Annotated in this window: 19 protein-coding genes; 2 read left to right on the forward strand and 17 right to left on the reverse strand. The window is 67.2% G+C overall.

The genetic code is table 11. The features are described 5' to 3' along the window. Positions 1–18: 18 nt before the first annotated feature. Both LC062_RS07265 and LC062_RS07270 read right to left on the reverse strand, forming a co-directional pair. A complete protein-coding gene (locus tag LC062_RS07265; RefSeq protein ID WP_224910380.1) occupies positions 19–1,149 on the reverse strand; it encodes a glycosyltransferase family 4 protein in 1,131 nt (376 codons plus the stop codon). After that, positions 1,146–1,865, reverse strand: a complete 720-nt coding sequence (locus LC062_RS07270) for a CDP-alcohol phosphatidyltransferase family protein (protein WP_224910381.1) — start codon at positions 1,863–1,865, stop codon at positions 1,146–1,148. The genes LC062_RS07265 and LC062_RS07270 overlap by 4 nt, the downstream gene beginning before the upstream one ends. Before the next feature lie 82 nt (positions 1,866–1,947). Between LC062_RS07270 and LC062_RS07275 the strand changes: the two genes are divergently transcribed. Continuing rightward, on the forward strand, positions 1,948–2,739 hold the full coding sequence (locus LC062_RS07275; RefSeq protein WP_224910382.1) for a phosphocholine cytidylyltransferase family protein: 792 nt from the start codon (positions 1,948–1,950) through the stop codon (positions 2,737–2,739). Between the two features lie 16 nt (positions 2,740–2,755). Here the strand turns inward: LC062_RS07275 and LC062_RS07280 are convergent, their stop codons facing one another. Both LC062_RS07280 and LC062_RS07285 read right to left on the reverse strand, forming a co-directional pair. After that, positions 2,756–3,979 (reverse strand): LptF/LptG family permease, encoded by a 1,224-nt coding sequence (locus LC062_RS07280; protein WP_224910383.1) that lies wholly within the window; start codon positions 3,977–3,979, stop codon positions 2,756–2,758. Further along, positions 3,976–5,193, reverse strand: coding sequence for an LptF/LptG family permease (locus LC062_RS07285; protein WP_224910384.1), 1,218 nt, complete (start codon positions 5,191–5,193; stop codon positions 3,976–3,978). The genes LC062_RS07280 and LC062_RS07285 overlap by 4 nt, the downstream gene beginning before the upstream one ends. Before the next feature lie 163 nt (positions 5,194–5,356). Between LC062_RS07285 and LC062_RS07290 the strand changes: the two genes are divergently transcribed. Further along, the gene (locus LC062_RS07290) at positions 5,357–5,812 is read left to right on the forward strand and encodes a phosphatidylglycerophosphatase A family protein (protein ID WP_224910385.1); all 456 of its coding nucleotides are present in this window, start codon (positions 5,357–5,359) and stop codon (positions 5,810–5,812) included. A gap of 15 nt (positions 5,813–5,827) precedes the next feature. On the opposite strand, the gene LC062_RS07295 is transcribed toward LC062_RS07290, so the two are convergent. From LC062_RS07295 to phnA, 13 genes are all read right to left on the reverse strand, one after another. After that, positions 5,828–6,751: a phosphatidate cytidylyltransferase gene (locus LC062_RS07295; protein ID WP_224910386.1), complete on the reverse strand. Its 924-nt coding sequence runs from the start codon at positions 6,749–6,751 to the stop codon at positions 5,828–5,830. Further along, on the reverse strand, positions 6,748–7,575 hold the full coding sequence (locus tag LC062_RS07300; RefSeq protein ID WP_224910387.1) for an SDR family oxidoreductase: 828 nt from the start codon (positions 7,573–7,575) through the stop codon (positions 6,748–6,750). Before LC062_RS07300 ends, LC062_RS07295 begins: the two co-directional genes overlap by 4 nt. A gap of 2 nt (positions 7,576–7,577) precedes the next feature. Further along, entirely contained in the window at positions 7,578–8,690 is a 1,113-nt protein-coding gene (locus LC062_RS07305) for an inositol-3-phosphate synthase (RefSeq protein WP_224910388.1), read from the reverse strand. Between the two features lie 120 nt (positions 8,691–8,810). Next, positions 8,811–9,446 (reverse strand): DUF4833 domain-containing protein, encoded by a 636-nt coding sequence (locus tag LC062_RS07310; RefSeq protein ID WP_224910389.1) that lies wholly within the window; start codon positions 9,444–9,446, stop codon positions 8,811–8,813. 57 nt (positions 9,447–9,503) lie between these two features. Next, a complete protein-coding gene (locus LC062_RS07315; RefSeq protein WP_224910390.1) occupies positions 9,504–10,742 on the reverse strand; it encodes an aminotransferase class I/II-fold pyridoxal phosphate-dependent enzyme in 1,239 nt (412 codons plus the stop codon). A gap of 583 nt (positions 10,743–11,325) precedes the next feature. After that, positions 11,326–12,435 carry a 2-aminoethylphosphonate--pyruvate transaminase gene (locus LC062_RS07320; RefSeq protein ID WP_224910391.1) on the reverse strand — a complete coding sequence of 370 codons (1,110 nt, stop codon included), beginning with the start codon at positions 12,433–12,435 and terminating at the stop codon, positions 11,326–11,328. Further along, a complete protein-coding gene (aepY, locus tag LC062_RS07325; protein ID WP_224910392.1) occupies positions 12,428–13,585 on the reverse strand; it encodes a phosphonopyruvate decarboxylase in 1,158 nt (385 codons plus the stop codon). Before aepY ends, LC062_RS07320 begins: the two co-directional genes overlap by 8 nt. A 7-nt stretch (positions 13,586–13,592) precedes the next feature. Then, the gene (gene aepX, locus LC062_RS07330) at positions 13,593–15,254 is read right to left on the reverse strand and encodes a phosphoenolpyruvate mutase (protein WP_224910393.1); all 1,662 of its coding nucleotides are present in this window, start codon (positions 15,252–15,254) and stop codon (positions 13,593–13,595) included. A gap of 98 nt (positions 15,255–15,352) precedes the next feature. Then, the gene (locus tag LC062_RS07335) at positions 15,353–16,171 is read right to left on the reverse strand and encodes a phytanoyl-CoA dioxygenase family protein (protein ID WP_224910394.1); all 819 of its coding nucleotides are present in this window, start codon (positions 16,169–16,171) and stop codon (positions 15,353–15,355) included. 153 nt (positions 16,172–16,324) lie between these two features. Then, on the reverse strand, positions 16,325–17,164 hold the full coding sequence (locus LC062_RS07340; protein ID WP_224910395.1) for an EamA family transporter: 840 nt from the start codon (positions 17,162–17,164) through the stop codon (positions 16,325–16,327). 10 nt (positions 17,165–17,174) lie between these two features. Continuing rightward, positions 17,175–18,539 carry a (R)-1-hydroxy-2-aminoethylphosphonate ammonia-lyase gene (gene pbfA / locus LC062_RS07345; RefSeq protein ID WP_224910396.1) on the reverse strand — a complete coding sequence of 455 codons (1,365 nt, stop codon included), beginning with the start codon at positions 18,537–18,539 and terminating at the stop codon, positions 17,175–17,177. Between the two features lie 65 nt (positions 18,540–18,604). Further along, positions 18,605–20,053 (reverse strand): phosphonoacetaldehyde dehydrogenase, encoded by a 1,449-nt coding sequence (gene phnY / locus LC062_RS07350; RefSeq protein WP_404829696.1) that lies wholly within the window; start codon positions 20,051–20,053, stop codon positions 18,605–18,607. 40 nt (positions 20,054–20,093) lie between these two features. Next, positions 20,094–21,347, reverse strand: a complete 1,254-nt coding sequence (gene phnA, locus LC062_RS07355) for a phosphonoacetate hydrolase (protein WP_224910398.1) — start codon at positions 21,345–21,347, stop codon at positions 20,094–20,096. Positions 21,348–21,379: the final 32 nt, after the last annotated feature.

The following is a 21,379-nucleotide window of genomic DNA, read 5'->3' on the forward strand; positions in this document are numbered from 1 at the left end:
CGCTCGCCCGCCGGCGGGTTATCGGCCGAGCGCGGCCTGGAACACCTCGACGAACGCAGGGCCTGCCCGCGCCACGTCGAAGCTGGCCGCATGGCCTTCAGCCCAGGCACGCAAACGCGCCCGCTCCTCGGGCTTTCGTGCCAGATCGATCGCCAGCGCCGCCAGCGCCGGCGCATCCCCCGGCGGCACCAGCAACCGTGCGCCCGGGCCGGTCATCACCGTGGCATAGCCCTCGTTGGCCGCCGCCAGCGGCAGGGTGCCGGCGGCCATCGCCTCGATCAGCACCAGCCCGAAGCTCTCGCCATAAGGCGAAGGCGCTGCCAAAAAGTCGGCGTGGGCCACCAGATCCCGCGCCGAGGTCGCATCCGGTACGGACACGAGCCGAATGCGGTCGCCGCCGGGTCCCGCCATCGCCCTGTGCACCAGCGGCTCCAGCTTGCCGCCACCGGCGACCGTCAGCCGCGCGCCCTTGACCGCCTCGGCGATTGTCGGCCAGGCGGTGAGCAGCACATCGAGCCCCTTGCGTTCCTCGAACCGGCCGAGAAAGACGATCTCCAGCCCCTCGCGCTCATCGGGAGCGGTGCCCACGGCATCCCCCGCCTGACGCCAGGAGGAAAGATCGATGGTCGGCGGCAGCACATGCGCCGGCGTTCCCGTCGCCTCCGGCCGCAAATGCGCCAGCGGCGAAACCGAGGGCACGATGGCCGCCCGTGAGCGTTTCAGGAAGTAGCGCGCCGCCCCGGCCAGTGCCCGGCCACCGGCCCCGGTGGTCTTGTCCGCCGGCAAGGTGGCGTGAAAGGTCGTCACCGTCGGCAACCGCAGTCCGCGCCACACCTGCCAGGCCATCAGCGGTGTCCAGGGCGTGTGCAGATGCACCAGTTCCGCCCCCCAGTCGCGCAACTCCGCGACCAGCCTGCGGCGGGCGCCCCTACGGGCATAGGTCAGCTCAAAGCCAGTGCCGAACAGGGAAAATCCGCGCCCGCCGCCAATGTGGTCGACGTGGCCAAGGCCTGTTCCTGCGACCGGCAGCGGTGCGACGATCCGCACCTGATGCCCGGCCCGTTCCAGCCAGGCAGCAAGGTCGAGCACGTGGTTTTGCACCCCGCCCGGCCGGGTCAGGTCATAGGGACAGATCTCGACGATCTTCATGAAGTCGCCCGGCCGAAGGATTGCAGCCCGGCATCGACCACATCCGTCACCGCATAGGCGATGAGGAACACCACCAGCCAGCCGATGCCGCCAAACGCCCAGCCGGCCAGGAGCAGAAGCGGAATGGCGCCGCTGAGACCGGCGACGAAGGCAACCAGCACCTCGCCCGCCGAAACACCGGATGAGATCGCCGCCGCCACATCGGTGCTGGCCTCCGGTTTTGCCGGGCCGGCATCGCGGACAACCCGTGCATAGAGCCGCAGCCAGCCGGCGGCGCAGCCAAGCGCGGTCCAGAAAAACCCGGTTCCGGCGACCCGGTCGGCAAGCACACCGATGCTGGCATAGAGCAGGCCCCAGTGGGCCATGTCGACGAGGAAGTCGAGCATCCCGCCCAGCCGCGACGCCCGACCGGTGATCCGGGCAAGCGCGCCATCGACACAGTCGAGGGTCAACACCGCGCAGCTCAACGCGGCTACGGCAGGCCCCGCGACAGAGAGCGGCAACAGCCCGGCGCTTGCCGGCAGCATCAGCACCAAAAGGCCAGAAAAAGCGGTGATCGCGCTCGGGCTCACCCTCGTGCGTGCAAACAGCCAGACCAGCGGAAAACTCCAGATCCGGTAGAAAATCACCACCGCCCAGTCGCCGCGCAGCTCGTCCTGCACCTTGCCGTTCCGATAATCGGCGGCGAGTGCCGCCAGCGTTGGCTTTCGCCGCATGTGCCCGATACCCACACTGTCCCTTGCCGAGGCCTCACGCCTCCCCTAATACTGACCCGCCTTATCACAAACCGATGGTCATATGCGCAATATCACCGCTATTCTTCTTGCCGCCGGACGGGGCGTGCGCATGGGTGCCCGAGGCCGGATGACGCCAAAGGGCCTGCTGTCGCTCGGCGACCGGTCCTTTGTCGAGGAATCGCTCGATACCTTGCGTGCCCATGACATCGGAGCAATCCGGATCGTCACCGGGCATCTGGAGGAGCAGTATCGGGAGATGGCTGGGAAAGGTCAGCCCGGCGTGACGCTGGCGCACAATCCCGACTACGCGGTCAAGGGATCGCTGCACAGCCTGCTGGTCGGGCTTGACGGCCACACCGGCCCCTGCCTGGTGCTGGAGACCGACCTGATCTACGAACCGCGCGCCATTTCTGCCGCCATCGGCACTGCGGACCGGTCGGCGCTGCTGGTGTCCGGGCCGACTGAGGCCGGCGACGAGGTCTATGTCTGGGCGGATGAACGCACCGGCACCCTGTGTCTGCGCGACATGTCCAAGACCGCCGGTCAATGGCCGGATCCTCACCATGGCGAGCTGGTCGGAATCACCCATCTCACTGGCGAGGCGGTCGAGGCGCTGAAGGCAATCGGCGCGGGGATGGTGGCGGAAACGCCGATGGCCGATTACGAATCCGGCCTGGTGGCGCTGGCCCGCGAGCATCCGGTGACCTGCCCGAAGATCGACGATCTCGCCTGGGCGGAGGTTGATGACGAGACCATGCTCGCCCGCGCCGCCGAGCGGGTCTATCCGCGCATTGTCGCCGCCCGCCAGGCCGCCACGAACCAAAGCGCTGCCGGCACCCCGGTTCCCGCCTGAGGCCCCCGGCCTTCCGTCAATGAGGCCGCGACAGCACCTGCTGTGCGGCCAGCGTTCCGCCAAGCGCCAGGACAATCGCCAGCCAGCTGCTGGTGAACCCGGACAGGCTGCCGATCTCCCCCATCGCCCAGGAGACCTTGGTCGCCACCAGCGCCAGATAGCCGCACAGGGCCAGCGCGACGATCCGGGTCGGCGCGATGATCCGCCCCGAGCCGGCAACCGGCGCAAGGCTCGCGCCCAGGAGCGCATAGACACCGGGCAGGAACAGCGCCGCCCAGCGGCGCCACAGCGCCGCATCCACATCCGGTGTCTTCAGCGGATTGCCCGCCTCCGCCAGCCTCTCCAGCGGCGCCTGCGGCAGGTAAAATGCCGGAACGTCGTAGAACTCAAGGGTTTCGGGGAAAAGATCCAGCCGGATATCGATGCTGTCGTAGCGCGTCATCAGATAGAGCGATTTGCGCGCGTAGCCTTGGCTGCGGGCCGCCCCCTCACCGCCCTGTTGCGGCAGGCTGGCCCAGAGATCGACATCGTAGAACCGCCAGAAGTTCTCATGCCCGGTCGGCACGGCGCGCTTGGCGACCAGCACATCGCGCAGATCGCCGCTCACCACCCCCCGGTAGAGTTCCACATCCCGCAGCTCCGGCGCCCCGTCACGCAAGACCGTTGCCCGCAGCGCGTTGCCGCTCAGGACGAACCAGCGTTTTTCATCGACGATGCCACGGGCAAAGCGCGCGCCATAACCGCCCAGTTCCAGCTCCGCCTGGGCAAACACCGCCGCCGGTCGCCACCAGCGTTCGAGCGAGAATTGCAGCGCGCCGGTAAGGCACCCGAACACCGCCACCACCGCGAGCGTCTGCGCCGGCGACCATCCCGCCCCGGCCAGAACCGTCGTCTCGCGGTTGAACAGACGATAGAGCTCGGAGGCAAAAAGGCCGATGAAACAGGCCACCGGAAACAGCCGGGTGACGATATCCACCGCCCGGTAGAGCAGATACCGGGCCAGAATGCCGCCCTTGCCCATCTCCAGCGCCTCGGCCCGCGCCAGAACGTCATCGAGGTTCTGCGCCAGATCGATCGCGAAGGCGATGATCAGGAACATCAGCATCACCAGGCCGCTCACTCGCAGATAGAGCAGCAGCGCCCGCCGCCCGGCAATGCCGAACACCGGCGCCCGCGCGCCAGACCAGGCACCCGCCTGCCGCCGTCCCTGAAGCGTGGAGGTCAGGGCGCTCATGGTCATGCCCGCTGTCCGACCGGGCGCAGCAGGGAATGGCGGCGCGCCCGCACCATCAGGCCCAGCAGCAGCAGCGCGGCCATGGCCATCACCGCACCTCCGCCGACCATCGTCCATGCGCCCTTGCCGGCCAGATCGGCGAGCGCGGCGCGCAAGGCAAGATCGAACGCCAGCAGCGCGGCACAGCCCGCCGGCATCACGAAGAAATTCGACAGCCCCCCTTGCGCCAGAACGCAGGCAACCAGCGCCAGCACCGGTGCCACCAGCGCCGCCAGCGCCCGGCCATAGCGTTCCGCGGCGATCTCCCGGGCCTCGCGCGCCGTGTCGCTTCCCCCTTGCGCCCACAAGGCTTCGGCGAAGGTCCATTCCTCCGCCACCTCGCGTCGCGCGGCATGGCGCAGGATGTTGCGCAGGCTCACCGGCACCTCGACGTTTTCCACCCGCACCAGCGGCAGCATCGGCACATCGGCGATATCGGATCCGCCCAGAGACCTGAGATTCGGGCCACGCCCACCGCTCGACACCGCATCACCGCCGCCCTCATCGACGCGCTTGAAGTCATAGGCGTTCACCCGGCCGAGCCCGAGATTGTAGTTGCCCTCCGCGTCCGGACCGATCAGCTTCCAGTCCTCCGCCTGGGTCACGCGCCAGGCGCCATCCTCGCCCGGCTGGTGCACGAACAGGCTCTCATGCGGCGGCGAGACGCTGCTGTCGCTCAGCGCGGCGAAAGTCTTGCCGCGAATGGTCTCGATCAGCGTGCCCTCGCTGGGTTCGGTGATCCGGCGGAACAGAAGATCGCTCGTCAGGTTGAACACCACCGCCCGGTTGGCGCTGGCGGCCAGAGGGTTGAGGAAGCCGGACACCAGCAAGCTGGCGCCAAAGGCCATGACGCCCACCACAAGCACCACTTTCAGGGCCAATGACCAGGACACGCCAGCGGCGGACAGCGCCACCAGCTCCCGCTCCTCACGCGCGGCGACCAGCGCGAAATAGACGCCGATGACGCAGGCCAGCGCCAGGGCGAAGTCGAAGATCTCCGGCGAGGTCAGCAACAGGATCGACAGCGCGGAGACAAGCCCGCCGCCATTGCCCAGCACCTCTTCCAGTATGCCGGTCAGCTTCTCGGCGAGAAACACCACCTCGATGGTGGCGACAACGATCACCACCTTGGCCGCGATGCGCGCCATCAGGGCGCGCGAGGCAAGCCCTCCCATCCTCATGCCGGACCGCACAGCATGGGGGAACGCACGGGCCGCACACCTGCCCGCCGCCCTCGGCACATCGCATCGCGCAGGTCTGTCCGCATCGTCTCCGGGCCGGTTTCGTGATAGTCAGTCGGCAACAACACCGCCCGATTCCCTTTAATATCATAGGTTGCCGACGATGCGCCGTCTTGCCTATCTCGTTGGGTTGTCACTGGGCGCCGGCCATGCGCCGTTCTGGCCCGGCACCTTCGGCGCCGCCGTCGGCCTCCTCTTCGCCGCCAGCCTGATGGCGCTTGCCTGGCCGGTCAAGCTCGCGGGCCTCGTGCTGCTGTTTGTCATCGGTGTCTGGGCCTCGGCGGCGGTTGCCGCCGATACCGGTCTTGAAGATCCGCAAATCGTCGTTGTCGATGAAAGCTTCGGCGCCGCCGCCGTGGTTCTGGTGCTGCCGTTCGATCCGCTCTGGTGGGCAGCCGGCTTCATCGCCTTTCGCGCCTTCGACATTCTCAAGCCCTTCCCGGTCAATTGGGTGCAGGACAAGGTGAAGGGCGGGCTCGGCATCATGCTCGATGATGCCGCCGCCGCTGTCTATGCGATCCTTCTGCTGCTGCCGGCAAGCTGGCTTCTGGGCAATTGATCACCGCAGTCTCCCCTAGCCGATCAGCCGCAACAAAAGAACGAGCGCCGGGCCGGCGATCAGCCAGGCATCGGCGATATCCAGCACTCCGCCCTGCCGGGGCAGCACCTGCGGATAGTCCTTGACCCCGGAGGCCCGCTTCAGCCGCGACCCGGCAAGATCGCCGACAACCGCCGTCACCGCGATCAGGGCGGCGACCAGCACCGCCAGCCACAGCGGCCAGCCAAGCACCAGCGGTCCGGCCAGCGCCGCTGTCAGCGCAAGCGCGGCGCCGCCAATCGCCAGCCCCTCGATGGTCTTGCGCGGACTCAAAACCGGAAACGCCGGACGGCGACCGAACATCTTGCCGCCAAGCAGGGCATAGCTGTCGTAGGTTTCCACCAGAAGAAAGGCGAGCAGCAGCAGACCGGCATTGTCACCGGTCAGCGCGCAGGCGACGAACAACACCAGCGGCAGCACCGGGAAGAGCACAAGTTCAGCGGCGATCCGTGCCCCTCGTCCCTCACCGCCCGGCATCATCGCCAGGGTACCAGCCGCGATCAGCCCGGAAAGCGTCACAAGGCCGGCGCTCCAGACGAGCGGCAGGGCATCAACTGCCATGCCGGCTCCGAAGCACAGCCCCCCCAGACCGAGGGGCAGAAGCCTGCGCATGACCGATCCGCTTGCCCCCTCGCAGCGCAGCAGCGCCACCTGCCCGGCCTCATGGCCGATGCGCAGGCAAAGGGCGGCAAGGCACAGCCACAGCACCGCCCCGCCAAACACGAAGGGCAAAACGGCGGCGGCGACAATGACCAGTTCGGTGACGAAGGTCGGCCAGAGCGGACGGGCCTTGGCCGCCGTCGCCGGCACGAGACTGCCCAGCCCCAGCACCAGCGCGCCGAAGCCGAGGCCAATGGCGATCGCCCAGAGCACCAGATCCGGCGCCAGAACGACCGTCACGACCGCCCCTTGCGGGCGATGCGCATCTGATAGCGGCGCAGCAAGGGCGCCAGCATGCTGTGGCCATAGGCCAGCATGGTCATCTGCGCGCCCGGCGCCACCAGGAAGCGTCCGCGCGAGGCGCCCTTGACGATCCGCTCGGCAACCCGCTCCGCCGACCACAACCCGCCGCCGGCGGTGATCGCCTGGGTGATCGCCGGCTTGGTCTCGTTTTCCGCCGCAAGCTGTGGGGTGTCCGTATCCGGCGGATAGGCCAGCGTCACGGAAATGCCCTTGCCGGCCAGTTCGACCCGCAACACCTCGGCCAGGCCGCGCAGGGCGAATTTCGACGGCGCATAGGCCGCATAGCCGTAAATGCCGAAAAACGCCGCGCCGGACGAGACGAACACCATGCGTCCGCCACCGGCCTCGGCCATCTCCGGGGCCACGACCCGGGCGATATTGAGTGCGCCGAAATAATTGGTCGCCATCTGGTCGTGATGGTCATCAACCGGCTGGTCGAGGAAATGGCCGGGCCGTGCGATCCCGGCATTGAGCACCGCCCAATCCGGCGGCCCCATCTCCGCGATCGCCGCCTGCACCGCGGCCGCGCCGGCTTGTGCATCGGCCACATCGGCCGGATAGAGGCCGATCCGCGCCTCCGGCGCCATGGCCGCCAGCTGCTGCCGTGCGACCTCCAGCCGGTCGGCGCGGCGCGACACCAGCGCCAGATCGAAGCCAAGGCCGGCGAGCTTGCCCGCCAGCGCCAGGCCGATGCCGCTGCTGCCGCCGGTGATCAGCGCAACCGGCCGTCCGTCCTGCCTGTCGCGCCCACCGGCCGGCATGGTCAGCCCTCCCGGCCTTCCGCGAAGGCGATAAGCCGCTCGTAGCCTTCCGAATCCTCGATCTGCGTCGGCGGATGCTTGAACAGGAAGGCGCTGGCATCATCGATCGGCCCAGCCAAGCCGCGATCACGGGCGATCCGCGCGCAGCGGATGGCGATCAGCGCCATCGCCGCCGCATTCGGCGAATCCTCCACCTCAAGCCGCATTTCCACATGGGTGCGCACACCGCCGAACAGCCGCCCCTCAAGGCGCACATAGGCCACCTTGCGGTCTTCCAACCACGGCACGTAGTCCGACGGGCCGATGCGGATCTCGCTGTCGTCGAGACGAGCATTCATCGCCGTCTGCACCGCCTCGGTCTTCGATTCCCGCTTCATCGTCAGACGGTCCATGTCCATCATGTTGAGGAAGTCGGTATTGCCGCCCACATTGAGCTGATAGGTCTTGTCCACCTTGACGCCGCGCATGTCGGCCAGCCGGGCAAGGGTGCGGTGGGTGATGGTCGCGCCGAACTGCGCCTTGAAGTCATCGCCGACAATCGGCACGCCCGCATCGCGGAACCGCTTGGCCCAGACCGGGTCGGAGGCGATGAACACCGGAATGCCATTGACGAAGGCGCAACCGGCCTCCAGCGCGCATTCGGCGTAGAACTCGGTCGCCTCGATCGAGCCGACCGGCAGGAAGTTGATGATCACCTCGGCCCGCGCCTCGCGCAGGGCGGCAACAACGCCCGCCTTGTCGAGCGGTGCGTCCGGCGAGACCACGAAGCTGCGGTCCGGCGCCTGGTTGCGCATGAAGGCGGACACGCCATCGAGATCCGGACCGCGAAACACCGGCGCGATCATCTCCGACAGGGCATCGTGGAAGATCTCGGTGCAGTTGGGCAGGGCCACCGCCGCCTCGCCGACCGTGCGCCCGACCTTGCGCGCGTCCACATCGAAGGCGGCGACGATTTCCACGTCGGACGGCTTGTAGCCGCCAAGCACCGGGAACGGAACGCCGATCGCGTCCTCGCCCTTTTCGCGGCAATAGGCAACACCCTGCACCAGCGAGCTGGCGCAGTTGCCGGCGCCGACGATCGCCGTGCGGATCGAAGTGGCGGAAGAACCTGTCATGTTACTGCTTAACCCCTGCCAATTGCCGGCGCGCCGCGCCGGCCTTTCGTTCTTGCGGCGCCACCAGCGCACGCGGCTGTCTTCATGTGAAGTGTCGTTCGAGCATCCGATGCTGCCGCTTTACTCGATCTGGATTCGTTCCACCAGCGGCCTGCCCGTCGCCGCGTCATGTCCCATCACCGAGACCGTGCGCACGCTCGGCATGAGCCCGCTCTCATCCACATCGATATAGGCATAGATCGGCCGCATCTGCCGCCCCCCGGCCGGTACGGTGAGTTCTGCCCGCCCTGGCGCCACCAGTCGCAGGGTCGCCTTGCGTTCCGGATAGGACACCACGTAAAGCCGGAACACGGTCGGATCGTCCGTCCGCTCGGTCCGCACGCCGAAGGCGAAATTGTCCTCGATCATCTTCAGCGGCAGGCGCTCGCCCGTCGTGTTGTAGCGGCGCCAGTAGGCGGCCACCGGCTCATTCGGGTCGAGCGTGCCGTCCTCGCGGAAGCGCGCGGCGTAGATCACCGTGTTGGGATTGGTCGAACGCTGCAGGTAGAACAGCATGTTCGGCTCGTTCGGCACCGGAAACTCCGGCCGCACCACCGGCAGCGTCTTCACCTCGGTCACGGCGGAGGCCCGCGCCCGCTGGGTCGACGCGGCGAAGCCCCGCTTCACCCCTTCCTGTGCAACCGCCGGCCCGCCCGGTCCGCCTGCAAGACACAGCAGCCCAAGCAGCAATGTCAGCGCGCACGCCAGGTGAAGCAACCGGCGCGATCCAGCAGGAGCCAATGGTGAGCCGGAACGGGCAACCATGGCGCGGGCTCAGACCCCGCCAAGCGCCAGCGCGCGCACCCGTTCCGGATCTTGCCCGGCGGCGACCACCGCCGCGATGATGCCGATCGTCCGGTCCATTTCCTCATCCGTATGAGCGGCGGAGATGAAGAAGCGGATGCGGGGCTGGTCCTTGGGCACACCGATCTGCACGATCGGCGGCGCGTAGATACCCTCTTCAAGCAGCGCCTGGGAGGCGATCATGGTCTGCTCGACAGTGGAAAACAGCAGCGGCACGACCCCGCGGCCGATGGAGGCGCCCGTGTCGAGCCCGGCTTCCCGTGCCTTGTCGCGGAAGTAGACGGAGTTGCGATGCAGTCGCTCGACCAGTTCCGGATGTTCCCGCAACTGGATGAGGGCGCCATGCGCGCTGCCCAGCGCCGCCGGCGACAAGCCGACACTGTAGACGAAGCCAGGCAACGCGAAGCGCAGCCAGTCGATCACGCCCTTTTCCGCGCAGACAAAGCCGCCGGAGGACACGAAAGACTTGGACAGGGTGCCGACGGTCAGCTCGATCCGGCCCGGATCGATCTCGAAATGCTCGCACAGCCCCCGGCCGGTGGCGCCGAGAACGCCATAGGAATGGGCCTCATCGACCAGAAGCCAGGCATCGTGGGCTTCCTTGATCTCGACCAGGCGCGGCAGATCCGGGATGTCGCCATCCATCGAATAAAGACCCTCGACCACCACCAGCACGTTGCGGTACTGGCCACGCACCTCGGCAAGCTGCCGCTCGAGGTCGTCCAGATCATTATGCCGGAAGGTGCGGTGATCGTAGCGGCCATTCTTGGCGCCGACGAAGATCGAGTTGTGGGCCAGTTCGTCGATCAGCACCAGATCGCGCGGTCCCATCAGATAGTTGATCAGCGACAGGTTCACCAGATAGCCGCTGACAAGGCACATCACATCGCCGACACCGAGGAATTCGGCCATCTCGCTTTCGAAGGCCCGGTGACCGGACCGCTCGCCGCCGACCAGCCGGGACGCGCCGACGCTGCTGCCGAGCCGATGCAATCCCTCGCTCGCCTTCTTGATGACCTCTGGATGATGGCTGAGGCCAAGGTAGTCGTAGTGCCCGAAACTGACGAAGGGGATGTTCTTCTGTTCGCAGATCTCGCGCTGCCGGTCCACCGGAAGGAAGTAGGGGTTGTGCCGCTCGATGATCGACTTGCCGGCGAGACGGAAGCGCCGCTCAGCGACAACGGAAAAGCTTGGCCGATCAGGCTTCATTATAGTCTACCCCCAGCGCCCGAACGAATGTCGAGAACAATACGGAACTTATCAATTTTCCCACCCAGGACCGGTGGGCGTCACCTTGACCACAGCGCGCCGGCCGCGGGGCGAAGGCCCCTGCCCATCCCCCGACGCAATCCGCCGGAAACACCCGAGACTTCTGAAAGCGTGTCCAGACCGGGGCGCTCCACTCGCCGCAAAGGTCACGATACGGTGAGGCTGCGTAAATACCTCAAAGGCCCCAACCTGTCGAGTAAGCCGGCGCAGGGTCGCCGGCAAAACACACCCCTCGGCGGCGAAACCCATCGTGATGCCACGCTGACGTGCCACGTCATCGATATATTTGTCGAGGCGTTTTCAACCGGTTACACAGGCCCGTCCGCCCCCTCGCGCAGGAGGCGTGGCGGCACTGGTCGGCGCTGGGAAGCGCCCGTATAGGGCGGAAATCAACGGCTTCCGCCCTATACGGGCAGCGTGCCAGAGGTCGCGCCGCAGCGATCTTCCGCCGTGCGTCCGCGCGGGCAAGGCGCGCGCGATCGCCGCGCCTCCTCGCAAGAGCGCAGGAAAGCGCCCCACAACCTCAGGCAATCAATTTCTGTTTCATTTCTGTTATAACGGCGGTCACGGCCTCCAGAAATCCATGCATGGTCTCAGGGGTGATCGCACCGATGGTGCCGACTCGGAAGGTGCCGTGCTGGCGCATCTTGCCCGCATAGATAGCATAGCCTCGCCGCCGCAGCACATCGTAGAAGCGGGTGAAGTCGAACCAACTCTCCTGCGGTTCGAGGAACGACACGATCACCGGCGCCTGGCGTTCGCGCGGCAGCGCGCTGGCAAAGCCGAGCCGCGTCATGCCCGCGAGCAGCGTGTCGCAATTTTCCGTATAGCGGGCGAGCCGGGCCGCGGGGCCGCCTTCCTCGCGCAACTCCGCAAGCGCCGCATCGAGCGCTGCCATCACCTGCACCGGCGGGGTGAAGCGCCATTGCCCATCGCCCGCCAGCGCCTGTTCCTGCAGATGGAGGTCAAGGACCAGCGAATGCGCATGGCCGGCGCAGCGGTCCAGCAGCTCGCGCCGGCACAGAACGAACCCCAGCCCCGGCACCCCTTGCAGGCATTTGTTGGCCGAGGCCGCCAGCCCGGCGAAGGCCAGCTCCCGCGCATCGAGCGGCAGAGCGCCGAACCCGCTCATGGAATCCACCAGGAGCTCGCGTCCGGCCTCGCGCACGGTCCGGGCGATCTCCGCCAGCGGATTGAGCAGCCCGGACGTGGTCTCGCAATGCACCGCCGCGACGAAGCCGATCTCCGGCGCATCCTCCAGCCGGCGCGCCAGCTCCGCCATGTCGTGCACCTCGGTCTCGGCGACCTCATACACCTGATGGTGGCGGCCGATGCGGCGGCAGATCTCGGCGATCCGCTGGCCGTAGGCGCCATTGACCAGCACCAGAACGCCCACATCCGGGGCGACCAGCGTGCCGAGCATGGCTTCTACCGCGAAGGTGCCGCTGCCCTGCACCGGCACGGCGGCGTAGTCGGCACCGGCGCCGGCCACAGCCCGCACACCGTCGAGCACCCGCCCGGTCAACGCGACGAAGGCCGGATCGCGCGAGCCCCAGTCCTGCGGCAAGGCCTGCTTGACCTGGGCGCTGGTGGTCAGGGGTCCCGGTGTCAGCAGGATCGGTTCGTCATGCATCGCCATTGGCTCCATGCTGTGAGAGATAGGCGCGAAACCGGCGGGCCACATCGCGCGGCGCCGTCGTCGGTCGGCCAAGATTTTCCATGCCGCTGGCCGCGACCCGAATGTGGAGGCAGCGCGGACCGGGCTGGTCCAGCGCCGCGCGGAACGCAGCCTGCGCCTGATCGAGACCATCCACCCGCGCGGCGAACCGGTAGCCGCAGGCAGCGGCAACCGCCGCGAAGTCCACCTGCGGCGAGACCGTCGCCTGGCCGCCGGTGGATTCATGCATGCCGTTGTCGAGGATCACATGGGTGAGATTTTCCGGCGCCTCGGCGCCGATGGTCGCCATGTTGCCGAGCTTCATCAACGCCGCGCCGTCGCCATCCAGCACCACGATCTGGCGCGAGGAATTGAGCGCCGCACCAAGGCCGATGGCGCTGGCTCCACCCATGGAGCCGACGCAATAAAGATTGCGCGGGTGATCCTCCAGCGTGAACAGCTCCCGGCCGGTGAAGCCGGTGGTGGCGATCACCCCCGCGCCCGGCGGCAGCGCCGCGACGATCCGCTCCATCACCGCCACCCGCCGTGCCGGGCCCGTGGCGCCAACAAAATCGGCGACAGCGACGGCCGCGCGCACCGGCGGGCGCTCCTGCGTGAGCGGCATCGGTCGGATCGCTCCCTTCGGCTGGACAAAGGCGAAGGGCCGCCCGGTCTCCGACATATGCGCGCGTGCGGCGGCGAGCTTTCCCGCCACCTCGTCGGCGGAGGCGGGAAAGAGCTCGTGGCGCGCGCCAATCAGTTCCAGAAGCTCCGGCGTGATCCGCCCCATCAGATCGTGCTGCGGCTCGTCCTTCAGCCCCGGCTGACCGCGCCAGGTGACGATCATCAGCGTCGGGATCTCAAACGGATGGTTCAGCGAGGTCACCGGATTGACCGCATTGCCAAGACCGGAGTTCTGGCACATCACCACCGTGTCCCGGCCGGCCAGCCAGGCGCCGGCGGCAATCGCCACCGCCTCGCCCTCGCTGGTCGCCCCCACATAGCGGGCCGCCGGATCGGCGATCACCGCGTTCATCAGGGGGGTGAGGAAGCTGCAGGGCACCCCGGTAAAGAAATCGATGCCCTGCCTGGTGGCGGCGGAAAGAAAGTCGGATGCCTCGATCATCTGCCGCTCACATCGAATCCCGCGCCTGGGCAAGGTCCATCACGTCGTTCACGTTGCGCCAGTAGCCGCGCACATAGACAACGGCGATGCGTGCTCCCTTCTCCGCCAGCCGGGTCAGCACCGCACCGGTATCGGCGGATTCGAGGCGGCCTTCGCCCTGCATCGCCGCGAGCTCCGCCTTCAGGCGCCGTGTGCCCTCGGCACTGGTGCGCAGCAGGCCGATCCATTCCCCGTCGCCGGCCCCATCGCTTTTCCCATCGCTTTTCGCATCGCTCTGGCCCTCGACGAACCGGGTCAGCAGCGGCGCCACCCCGCCAAGGTCCGGATCGTCGCTGAACGGCAGCGTGCAGGCGACCGGATCGCGACCGGTGGTGCTCCCGTCCGGGTCGACCAGCAGGACGATGTCCTCCTCCCGCTCCTCCAGAAGGCCGAGGAAGAACGGGCGGTAGACGATATCGCCGAAGGACAGCACCATCGCCCCGTCGAGCCGCTCCAGCGCCAGCGCCAGCGAGGCCGCCTCGCCGGTGGTGGCATGGTCCTCGTTCACCACCTTGTGGATGCCCGGCACGGTCACCGCATCGGCGCGATAGCCGGCAACCACGGTGATATCGCTCACCCCATGCCGGTTCAGCGCCTCGACCTGACGGCCCAGGATCGACCGGCCCCGGACCGGCACCATGCATTTGGGCTGTTCCAGGGTGAGATCGCCCAGGCTCTCGCCGCGCGTCGCCGCCAGGATCACGCCCTGCGCCGATCCGCTTGACGCGGCGAGATAGCGCTTTTCGGCAGCTTCCAGTTCCCCGGCGCCGGCCAGTGCGAACACATCGGCCAGCGGCGCGACGCTGTCTTCCACGTCGATCAGGGTCTCGCTGCGCTTCAGCTCCGCGCAGGTGTCGCGCATCGCCTGAATGGAGCTGCGCAGATTGTGGTTCGCCCAGATCACCATCGACGCGCCAACCTCGCGGAACCGATCGGTCGGGGTGCGGTAGTATTTGGTCGGAATGAGGATCACCGGCGCCCGGTTGTCCCATTCCCGGCAGAAGGCGAGGATTTCGTCCGCCGAGCTTTTCTTGGAGTGAATGACGATGGCGTCCGCCCCGGCATCCGCATAGGCATGGGCACGCTTCAGCGCTTCCTCCAGCCCGCGCCCGGCGATCAGCGCCTCGACCCGCGCGACGATGGAGAAGTCGGCGTGCTCCTGGGTGTCCTTGCCGGCCTTGATCTTGCCGCAGAACTCGTCGATGTCGGCGAGCGGCTGGTTCTCGCCGAGGAACGAGTTGGTCTTGGGGAAGATCTTGTCCTCGATGCACACCCCGGCCACGCCACGCTGGCACAGCTTTTTCACGAAACGGCGGAAATTGTTGAAGTTGCCGTAGCCGGTATCGCCATCGACCAGGATCGGCAGGCTAGAGGCGTCGGACATGTATTCCAGCATGTCCAGCACCTGGGTCCAGGACAGCTCGTTGTTGTCCCGCACGCCGAGCGTCGCCGACATGGACAGGCCCGAAGCCCAGATCCCCTCAAAGCCGGCTTCCTCGACGATCTTCGCCGACAATCCGCTGTGCGCCTCCATCAGGAACGCCATCTCCGGCCGGGTCAGCAACTGGCGCAACCGGGTGAACCGGGAGACGGGTGCGGCGTTCGATCCGCGCGTGTTTTCCAACAGCAAGGGCAGTCCTTTCAATGATGACGGCAGGCTGGGAGGCAAGGAAGAGGATGGGTCAGGCGCCGGTGCAGGCCCTGAGCGGACCCGGGCCGGTCCCTTCCTTAGACCTTGAACCTGTATTCGGTCGAGGCGGCACGCTCCACATCCGGCGGATAATTCGCATGTTTGTCGGCGTAGTAGCGCGCCAGATGGTCGCCGTCCGCCGCGCGGTTGTAGGTGGCGAAATAGAGCCGGCGCTGACGATCGCTGCGGTTGGTCTCGGACCGGTGCGGACAGAAGCTGTCGATCAGCACCACATCGCCCGGCTCTGTCGCCACCGGCACGAAGGTCATGTCCTTCATATCCTCGTCGGTCAAGGGTTCCCATTCGCGGAACATGCCGCGCTGGTGATGGCCGGCGGCGAACTCGACGCAGCCGCTTTCCGGTGTCGCCGGATCGACGCACACCATGATGGAGACGAAGCGCGGCGCGTAGTTCCACCAGCCCGCCTGCTGGTCCTGATGCGGCGTGAAGCCGGCGCCGCCCGGGCGTTTGAAATTGACCTTCTCCTTGAACAGCGCCGCCGGTCCGCCGAGCGCTTCGCCGGCATAGCCGAGCAGTGCGGTACTGAGCCCGGCGAAGACCGGAGAGAACGGCACCAGATTTTCCATCCGGCTGATCACCCGGCGCGGCTCCGGGTCCTCGACCGTCTCGCCGTAGACCCAATGCTGGCCCGGCGCTTCCGGCACCTTTTCCAGCCGTTCGATCTCCGCTTCGATGGCCGCAATTGCCGCCGGATCGAAGGCGTTCTTGAGCAGAAGGAACCCATCGGCCTGGTAGCGCGCGCTTTCCTCAGCGCTCATGGCGCGCGGCAAGGCGAAGCCGTTTTCATCCGCCGGCGCCGCCGTGTTCAGTGCCATGCCGCCCGTCGTCTCTCCCATGCGTCTTCCCCTCGCTGCCGCCGATCCGATCGCCCGCAAGCCTGCACCCGGAAGTTACCCCGGGGCGCTCGGGCGGCTCATTGGTAGCGAAGGAGCTGGCAAAAGAAAAGGACCACGCCGCCGCGCGACAGCGCCGCAGGACGGGCGCAGAGGTCAGGAGCCGGCGAGCAGTACCACGCCGCCCGCAACCGCAACGGCGGCGATCATCCGGCTTTTCCACGGGCGTTCGCCGAAGAGCATCACGCCGATGGTTGCGGCGACGACGACGCTGACCTCGCGCACGGCGGACACGGCGCCAAGCGGCGCCAGCAGGTTGGCATAGATCACCAGCGCATAGGCACCGACCGAACTGAACCCGGCGAGCAATGTGTATTTCGCCATCGGCCGCGCCAGCACCCGCAACTGTCCCCAGCGCCGCTGGGCGACCACCGCCACCACCAGCGCCTCGGACAGGAACAGCCAGCCCATGTAGCCGAAGGCGCTGCCGGACAGCCGCACCCCCATGCCATCGACCAGGCTGTAGCTGGCGATGATGAAACCGGTGCCGATGGCCGCCGCCAGCGCCAGGGGCTGTTCGGCCAGAGAACGGCGCGCGGTGAAGGACAGAAGGGCGATGCCGCCGGAGACGCAGGCAATGCCGATGGCCGCTGGCATCGGCAGCCGCTCGCCGGCGAAAACGAAGGCGCCAAGGGCCACCAGCATCGGCGACAGGCCCCGGGCGATCGGATAGACCTGCGACAGATCGCCGATCCGGTAGGAGACGAACAGGAACAGGTAGTAAAAGTAATGCAGCGTGGCGGAGGCTAGAATGAACGGCCAGCTTTCCGGTGCCGGGGCGGGCGACAAGAGCACCATCGCCCCGCCGACGAAGGTATGGGCGATCGCCACGCAGGCAAGGATCAGCGCCCGGTCGCCGGCGGCCTTGACCATGGCGTTCCAGCTGGCGTGCAGGACCGCCGCCGTCAGCACCAGGAAAAGAGCGAAACCGGACACTCAGATTGCCTCAGCAATGGGCAAGGACGGCCTCGCTGACAATATCCAGCGCCCGGTCGAGATCCTCACGGGAAATCACCAGGGGCGGCGACAGGGTGAGGACGCATCCCTGACTGATCTTGAAACTCAGCCCCGCATCGAGGCAACGATAATAGATCGCCTCCGCCAGCGCTGTGCCGGGCGTGCGCGCTGCCCGATCGGTAACGATTTCCAGCCCGAACATCAACCCGCGTCCGCGCACATCGCCGATGATCGGCGCGCGCGCCTTCAGCTCTTCCATCCGGGCGATGGCATGGGCGCCAAGCGTTGCCGCGCGCTCCACCAGCCCCTCATCCTCGATGATCTGCAAGGTGGTCAGTGCCGCCCGCGCCGTCACCGGGTTTTTCTCGTGGGTGTAGTGACCGATGGCGAAATCGCCGGCGACATTCAGCTCCGGCCGGGCGACCACCGCTGCAATCGGCAGGATGCCGCCGCCCAGCGCCTTGCCCATCACCAGAATATCCGGCGTGACCTCATCATGTTCGCAGGCGAAATAGCGCCCGGTCTTGCCCAGACCCGTGGGGATCTCGTCGAAGATCAGCAGCGCGCCGCGCTGGGTGCAGGCCTCCCGCACCGCCTTCCAGAAGCCGGGAGGCGGAACGTAGGGCACCGCGCGCATCGGCTCGGCGATCACCGCCGCCACATCGCCCTCGCGCTCCAGCACATAATCGACCATCCCGGCGCAGGCGAGCCCGCAGGTCTCGGGGCCGGCGTGATTGTAGGGGCAGCGATAGCAGGCGAACGGCGCCACATGCTCCGTGCCCGGCAGCAGCGGCCCGGCAATGCCGGAGCGGAAGGTGTGCTCACCGCCGACGCTGGCGGCGCCGAACCCGGCCCCGTGGAACGCATCCCAGAACGAGATGGTCTTGAACCGGCCGGTCGCCGCACGGGCGATCTTCAGCGCCACCTCGTTGGCATCGGACCCGCCAGTGGTGAAGAGACAGCGCGACAGGGTTCCCGGCGCGATGCGACCGAGCTTTTCCGCCAGTTCCACCGCCGGCTCGCAGGTAAAGCGGCGCGGCGCGAAGGGCAGTGCATCGATCTGCGCCTTGATCGCCGCCGTCAGACGCGGGTGGCCATAGCCGATGTGATGAACGCTGTTGCCATGGAAATCCATGAACCGCCGGCCGGCGGTGTCCTCGATCCAGATCCCTTCCGCCTTCGCAATCGCCGACAGGCACGGCGAGGACAGGCTCTGATGCAGGAAGGCGTCGGCGTCCCGCTCCAGCAGCGCGTCGGTCGGCCCGTGCCGGCTTGCCGCGCGCCAGGCCTGACGCGCCGCCGAGGTATTGGCCTCCCCTTCCGTGTGCACGGGCGATTCAGGCTCCTGCGTCATGCGGGTTTTCCTCGGTGACGACACCCACGCCGGCAAGGTTCGAGGCCGGCGCGGCAGGCTTCCCCCTACCAGGGCAGGGAGAAGGTCTTGATGTTGGTGTAGCTCTTCATCGCCTCGATGACACCTTCCTTGTAGCCAAGGCCGCTGTCCTTGATGCCGCCGAAGGGCGACATCTCGATGCGGTAGCCCGGCACCTCCCAGATGTTCACCGTGCCGACGTTGAGCCCTTTCACATAGGCGGTCGCCCGGTCCATGCGGTTGGTGCAGACCCCCGACGACAGGCCGAAGGCGGTGGAGTTGGAAATACGCATGACCGCCGCATCGTCCCCGGGCACCCGCACCACCGGGATCACCGGCCCGAAGGTTTCCTCAAGCACGAGTTCGCTTTCATGCGGCACATGGTCGACCACGATCGGCGGCAGCAGCGCGCCCTGGCGCCCCGGATGGTAGAGCACCTTTGCGCCGGCTTCGGCGGCCTTGGTCACCCGCGCATCGAACATCGCCGCCGCTTCGGCGTGGACGACCGTGCCCAGATCCGTGTTCGCGTCCATCGGATCGCCGAACACCAGCTTGCGCGCCCGCTCCTCGATCATCTCCACCAGCCGGTCGGCGATCTTCTCCTGCGCCAGGATCCGCTTCACCGCCGTGCAGCGCTGGCCGGAGTTCTTGGTTGCCCCGGCAACCGCCAGATCCGCCGCCCGGGCCAGATCCTCCTCACCCAGATCGTCGAGCACGATCAGCGGATCGTTGCCGCCAAGTTCCAGCACCGTGCGCTTGTATCCGGCGGTATCGGCGATCATCTTGCCCACCGGAACGCCGCCGGTGAAGGTGACCAGCTCAATCTCCGGATTGGTGATCATCTCCGCGCCGATATCCTTCGGCCAGCCGGTGACCACCGACAGCATCTCAGGCGGCAGCCCGGCATCGTAAAGGATATCCGCCAGCATCAACGCGGTGAGCGGCGTCAGTTCCGTCGGCTTGACGACGACGCAATTGTTGGTCGCCACCGCCGGCGCCACCTTGTGCGCCACCATGTTGAGCGGATGGTTGAACGGGGTGATCGCGGAAATCGCGTTCAGCGGCTCGCGGGTGGTGAAGATCTTGCGCGCCTTGCCATGGGGCGTCAGATCGCAGGAGTAGACCTCGCCATCGTCGATGATGCACATCTGCGCCGACAGGGTGAAGACGTCATAGGCGCGCCCCACCTCGTAAAGGGAATCCTTCTTGGAAATCCCCAGCTCCAGGGTGATCGTATCGGACAGCGCCTCCTTGCGCTCCACCAGAAGCTCGGCCGCGCGGAACAGGATCTGTTGCCGCTCGTAGCGCGTCAGGCTCGGCCGGTAGGCGGCGGCGATGGCGAAGGCCTCGCGCGCATGGGCCGCCGTTCCCGCCGGCACCGTGCCGATCACCTCCCCGGTGAAGGGGTAGCGCACCTCGATGACATCCTCGGCATCGACCTTGCGCCCGGCGATCCGCATCGGCTCGTGACGCACGCTCAAGCCGCGTTCGCTCATGTTCATGTCGGAACCTCCTCTGCGTGCCCCGCGCGCCGGGTCAGCCCGCCGCCGCCGTCGCCGCCACCTGGAAGGCGTCGAAGTTGCGCAAGTCCGGCTCGTTGCCGAGATCGGGCAGAACCCGGTTGACGATGAACGGCACCGCCTGCTCGGTCAGCCCGCCATGGGAACGCAGCGGCTCGTTCAGCGCGGACAGGTCGTGCCGCGAGGCGCTGGTGCCCAGCGTCTTGTTCTCCGAGGAGATCAGCACCAGATCGCCGATCCGGTCCGCCGGCAGCTCGAAGCGGCGGCAGGCCTCCGCCCGGTCGACCACCAGATCGATGCCGTCGATGGCCGACAGCCGGGCGATCAGATCGGCCGCATCCGCCCCGTCCGGCAGATAGGTGGTGGCGAAGGAACCCAGCGCGCCGTGATGGACGACGTAGGGGTCGGTGATCGGCAGGATCACCCGCGCCGCGTCCTTGCCGAGCCAGCCGTCGAACAGATCCTGCAGATAGATCACGTCCGGCGCGCCATCGGCGGTGTGCTTGGGCTTCATGCCATGATCGGCGGTGATGACGATGGCCGCGCCCAGCGCATCCAACTCGGTCAGGTAGCGGTCGAACATCTCGTAGAAGGCATTGGCCTCCGGCACGCCCGGCGCATATTTGTGCTGCACGTAGTCGGTGGTCGTCAGATACATGACGTCCGGCTTGAATTCCTTCAAGAGCTTGACGCCGGCGGCGAAGACGAATTCGGACAGTTCCGCCGAATAGACCTCCGGCACCGGACGGCCGAGCCAGGCGCTGGCATTGTCGATGCCATGCTCAGCCTTGGTGGTCGTGGCCGATTTCTCCGAGGAAAAGCAGATCGCCCGCCCCTCGTCGAAGGCAAGGCCGGAGCCGAGCAGCGCCCGCAGCTTGTCCTTGGCGGTCACCACGGCGACCCGGCAGCCAGCATCGTAGAAACCCTTGAACACGGTCGGCGCGCGCAGGAAGCGCGGATCGTTCATCATCACCTCTTCGCCGGTTTCCGGCTCATAGAGGTAGTTGCCGCAGATGCCATGCACCGCCGGCGGCCGGCCGGTGGCAATCGACAGGTTGTTCGGGTTGGTGAAGCTCGGGATCACCGAATGGGCGGTGCGCACGGTCCCGGTCTCGCGGATCCGCTTCAAGGTCGGCATCAGGCCGGCGGCGATGGCCTCGTCGAGATAGGCCGGCTCGCAGCCATCGAGACAGATGGCGATGGCCGGCACCTTCGGGCGCGGATAGGCGCGGCCGTTGACCTGGACGGGGAACTTGGTGATCTGGTTCATCGGATGGACTTCGCTTTGTTCGAAAGGATGGG

This window comes from Stappia indica, from assembly GCF_020177335.1.
Lineage (GTDB): Bacteria > Pseudomonadota > Alphaproteobacteria > Rhizobiales > Stappiaceae > Stappia > Stappia indica_B.

Coding starts and splice junctions, on each gene's coding strand:
- LC062_RS07265 (WP_224910380.1), bottom strand. CDS start 1,149: ATGAAGATCGTCGAGATCTGTCCCTATGACCTGACCCGGCCGGGCGGG.
- LC062_RS07270 (WP_224910381.1), bottom strand. CDS start 1,865: ATGCGGCGAAAGCCAACGCTGGCGGCACTCGCCGCCGATTATCGGAAC.
- LC062_RS07275 (WP_224910382.1), top strand. CDS start 1,948: ATGCGCAATATCACCGCTATTCTTCTTGCCGCCGGACGGGGCGTGCGC.
- LC062_RS07280 (WP_224910383.1), bottom strand. CDS start 3,979: ATGACCATGAGCGCCCTGACCTCCACGCTTCAGGGACGGCGGCAGGCG.
- LC062_RS07285 (WP_224910384.1), bottom strand. CDS start 5,193: ATGAGGATGGGAGGGCTTGCCTCGCGCGCCCTGATGGCGCGCATCGCG.
- LC062_RS07290 (WP_224910385.1), top strand. CDS start 5,357: ATGCGCCGTCTTGCCTATCTCGTTGGGTTGTCACTGGGCGCCGGCCAT.
- LC062_RS07300 (WP_224910387.1), bottom strand. CDS start 7,575: ATGCCGGCCGGTGGGCGCGACAGGCAGGACGGACGGCCGGTTGCGCTG.
- LC062_RS07305 (WP_224910388.1), bottom strand. CDS start 8,690: ATGACAGGTTCTTCCGCCACTTCGATCCGCACGGCGATCGTCGGCGCC.
- LC062_RS07315 (WP_224910390.1), bottom strand. CDS start 10,742: ATGAAGCCTGATCGGCCAAGCTTTTCCGTTGTCGCTGAGCGGCGCTTC.
- LC062_RS07320 (WP_224910391.1), bottom strand. CDS start 12,435: ATGCATGACGAACCGATCCTGCTGACACCGGGACCCCTGACCACCAGC.
- aepY (WP_224910392.1), bottom strand. CDS start 13,585: ATGATCGAGGCATCCGACTTTCTTTCCGCCGCCACCAGGCAGGGCATC.
- LC062_RS07335 (WP_224910394.1), bottom strand. CDS start 16,171: ATGGGAGAGACGACGGGCGGCATGGCACTGAACACGGCGGCGCCGGCG.
- pbfA (WP_224910396.1), bottom strand. CDS start 18,539: ATGACGCAGGAGCCTGAATCGCCCGTGCACACGGAAGGGGAGGCCAAT.
- phnY (WP_404829696.1), bottom strand. CDS start 20,053: ATGAGCGAACGCGGCTTGAGCGTGCGTCACGAGCCGATGCGGATCGCC.
- phnA (WP_224910398.1), bottom strand. CDS start 21,347: ATGAACCAGATCACCAAGTTCCCCGTCCAGGTCAACGGCCGCGCCTAT.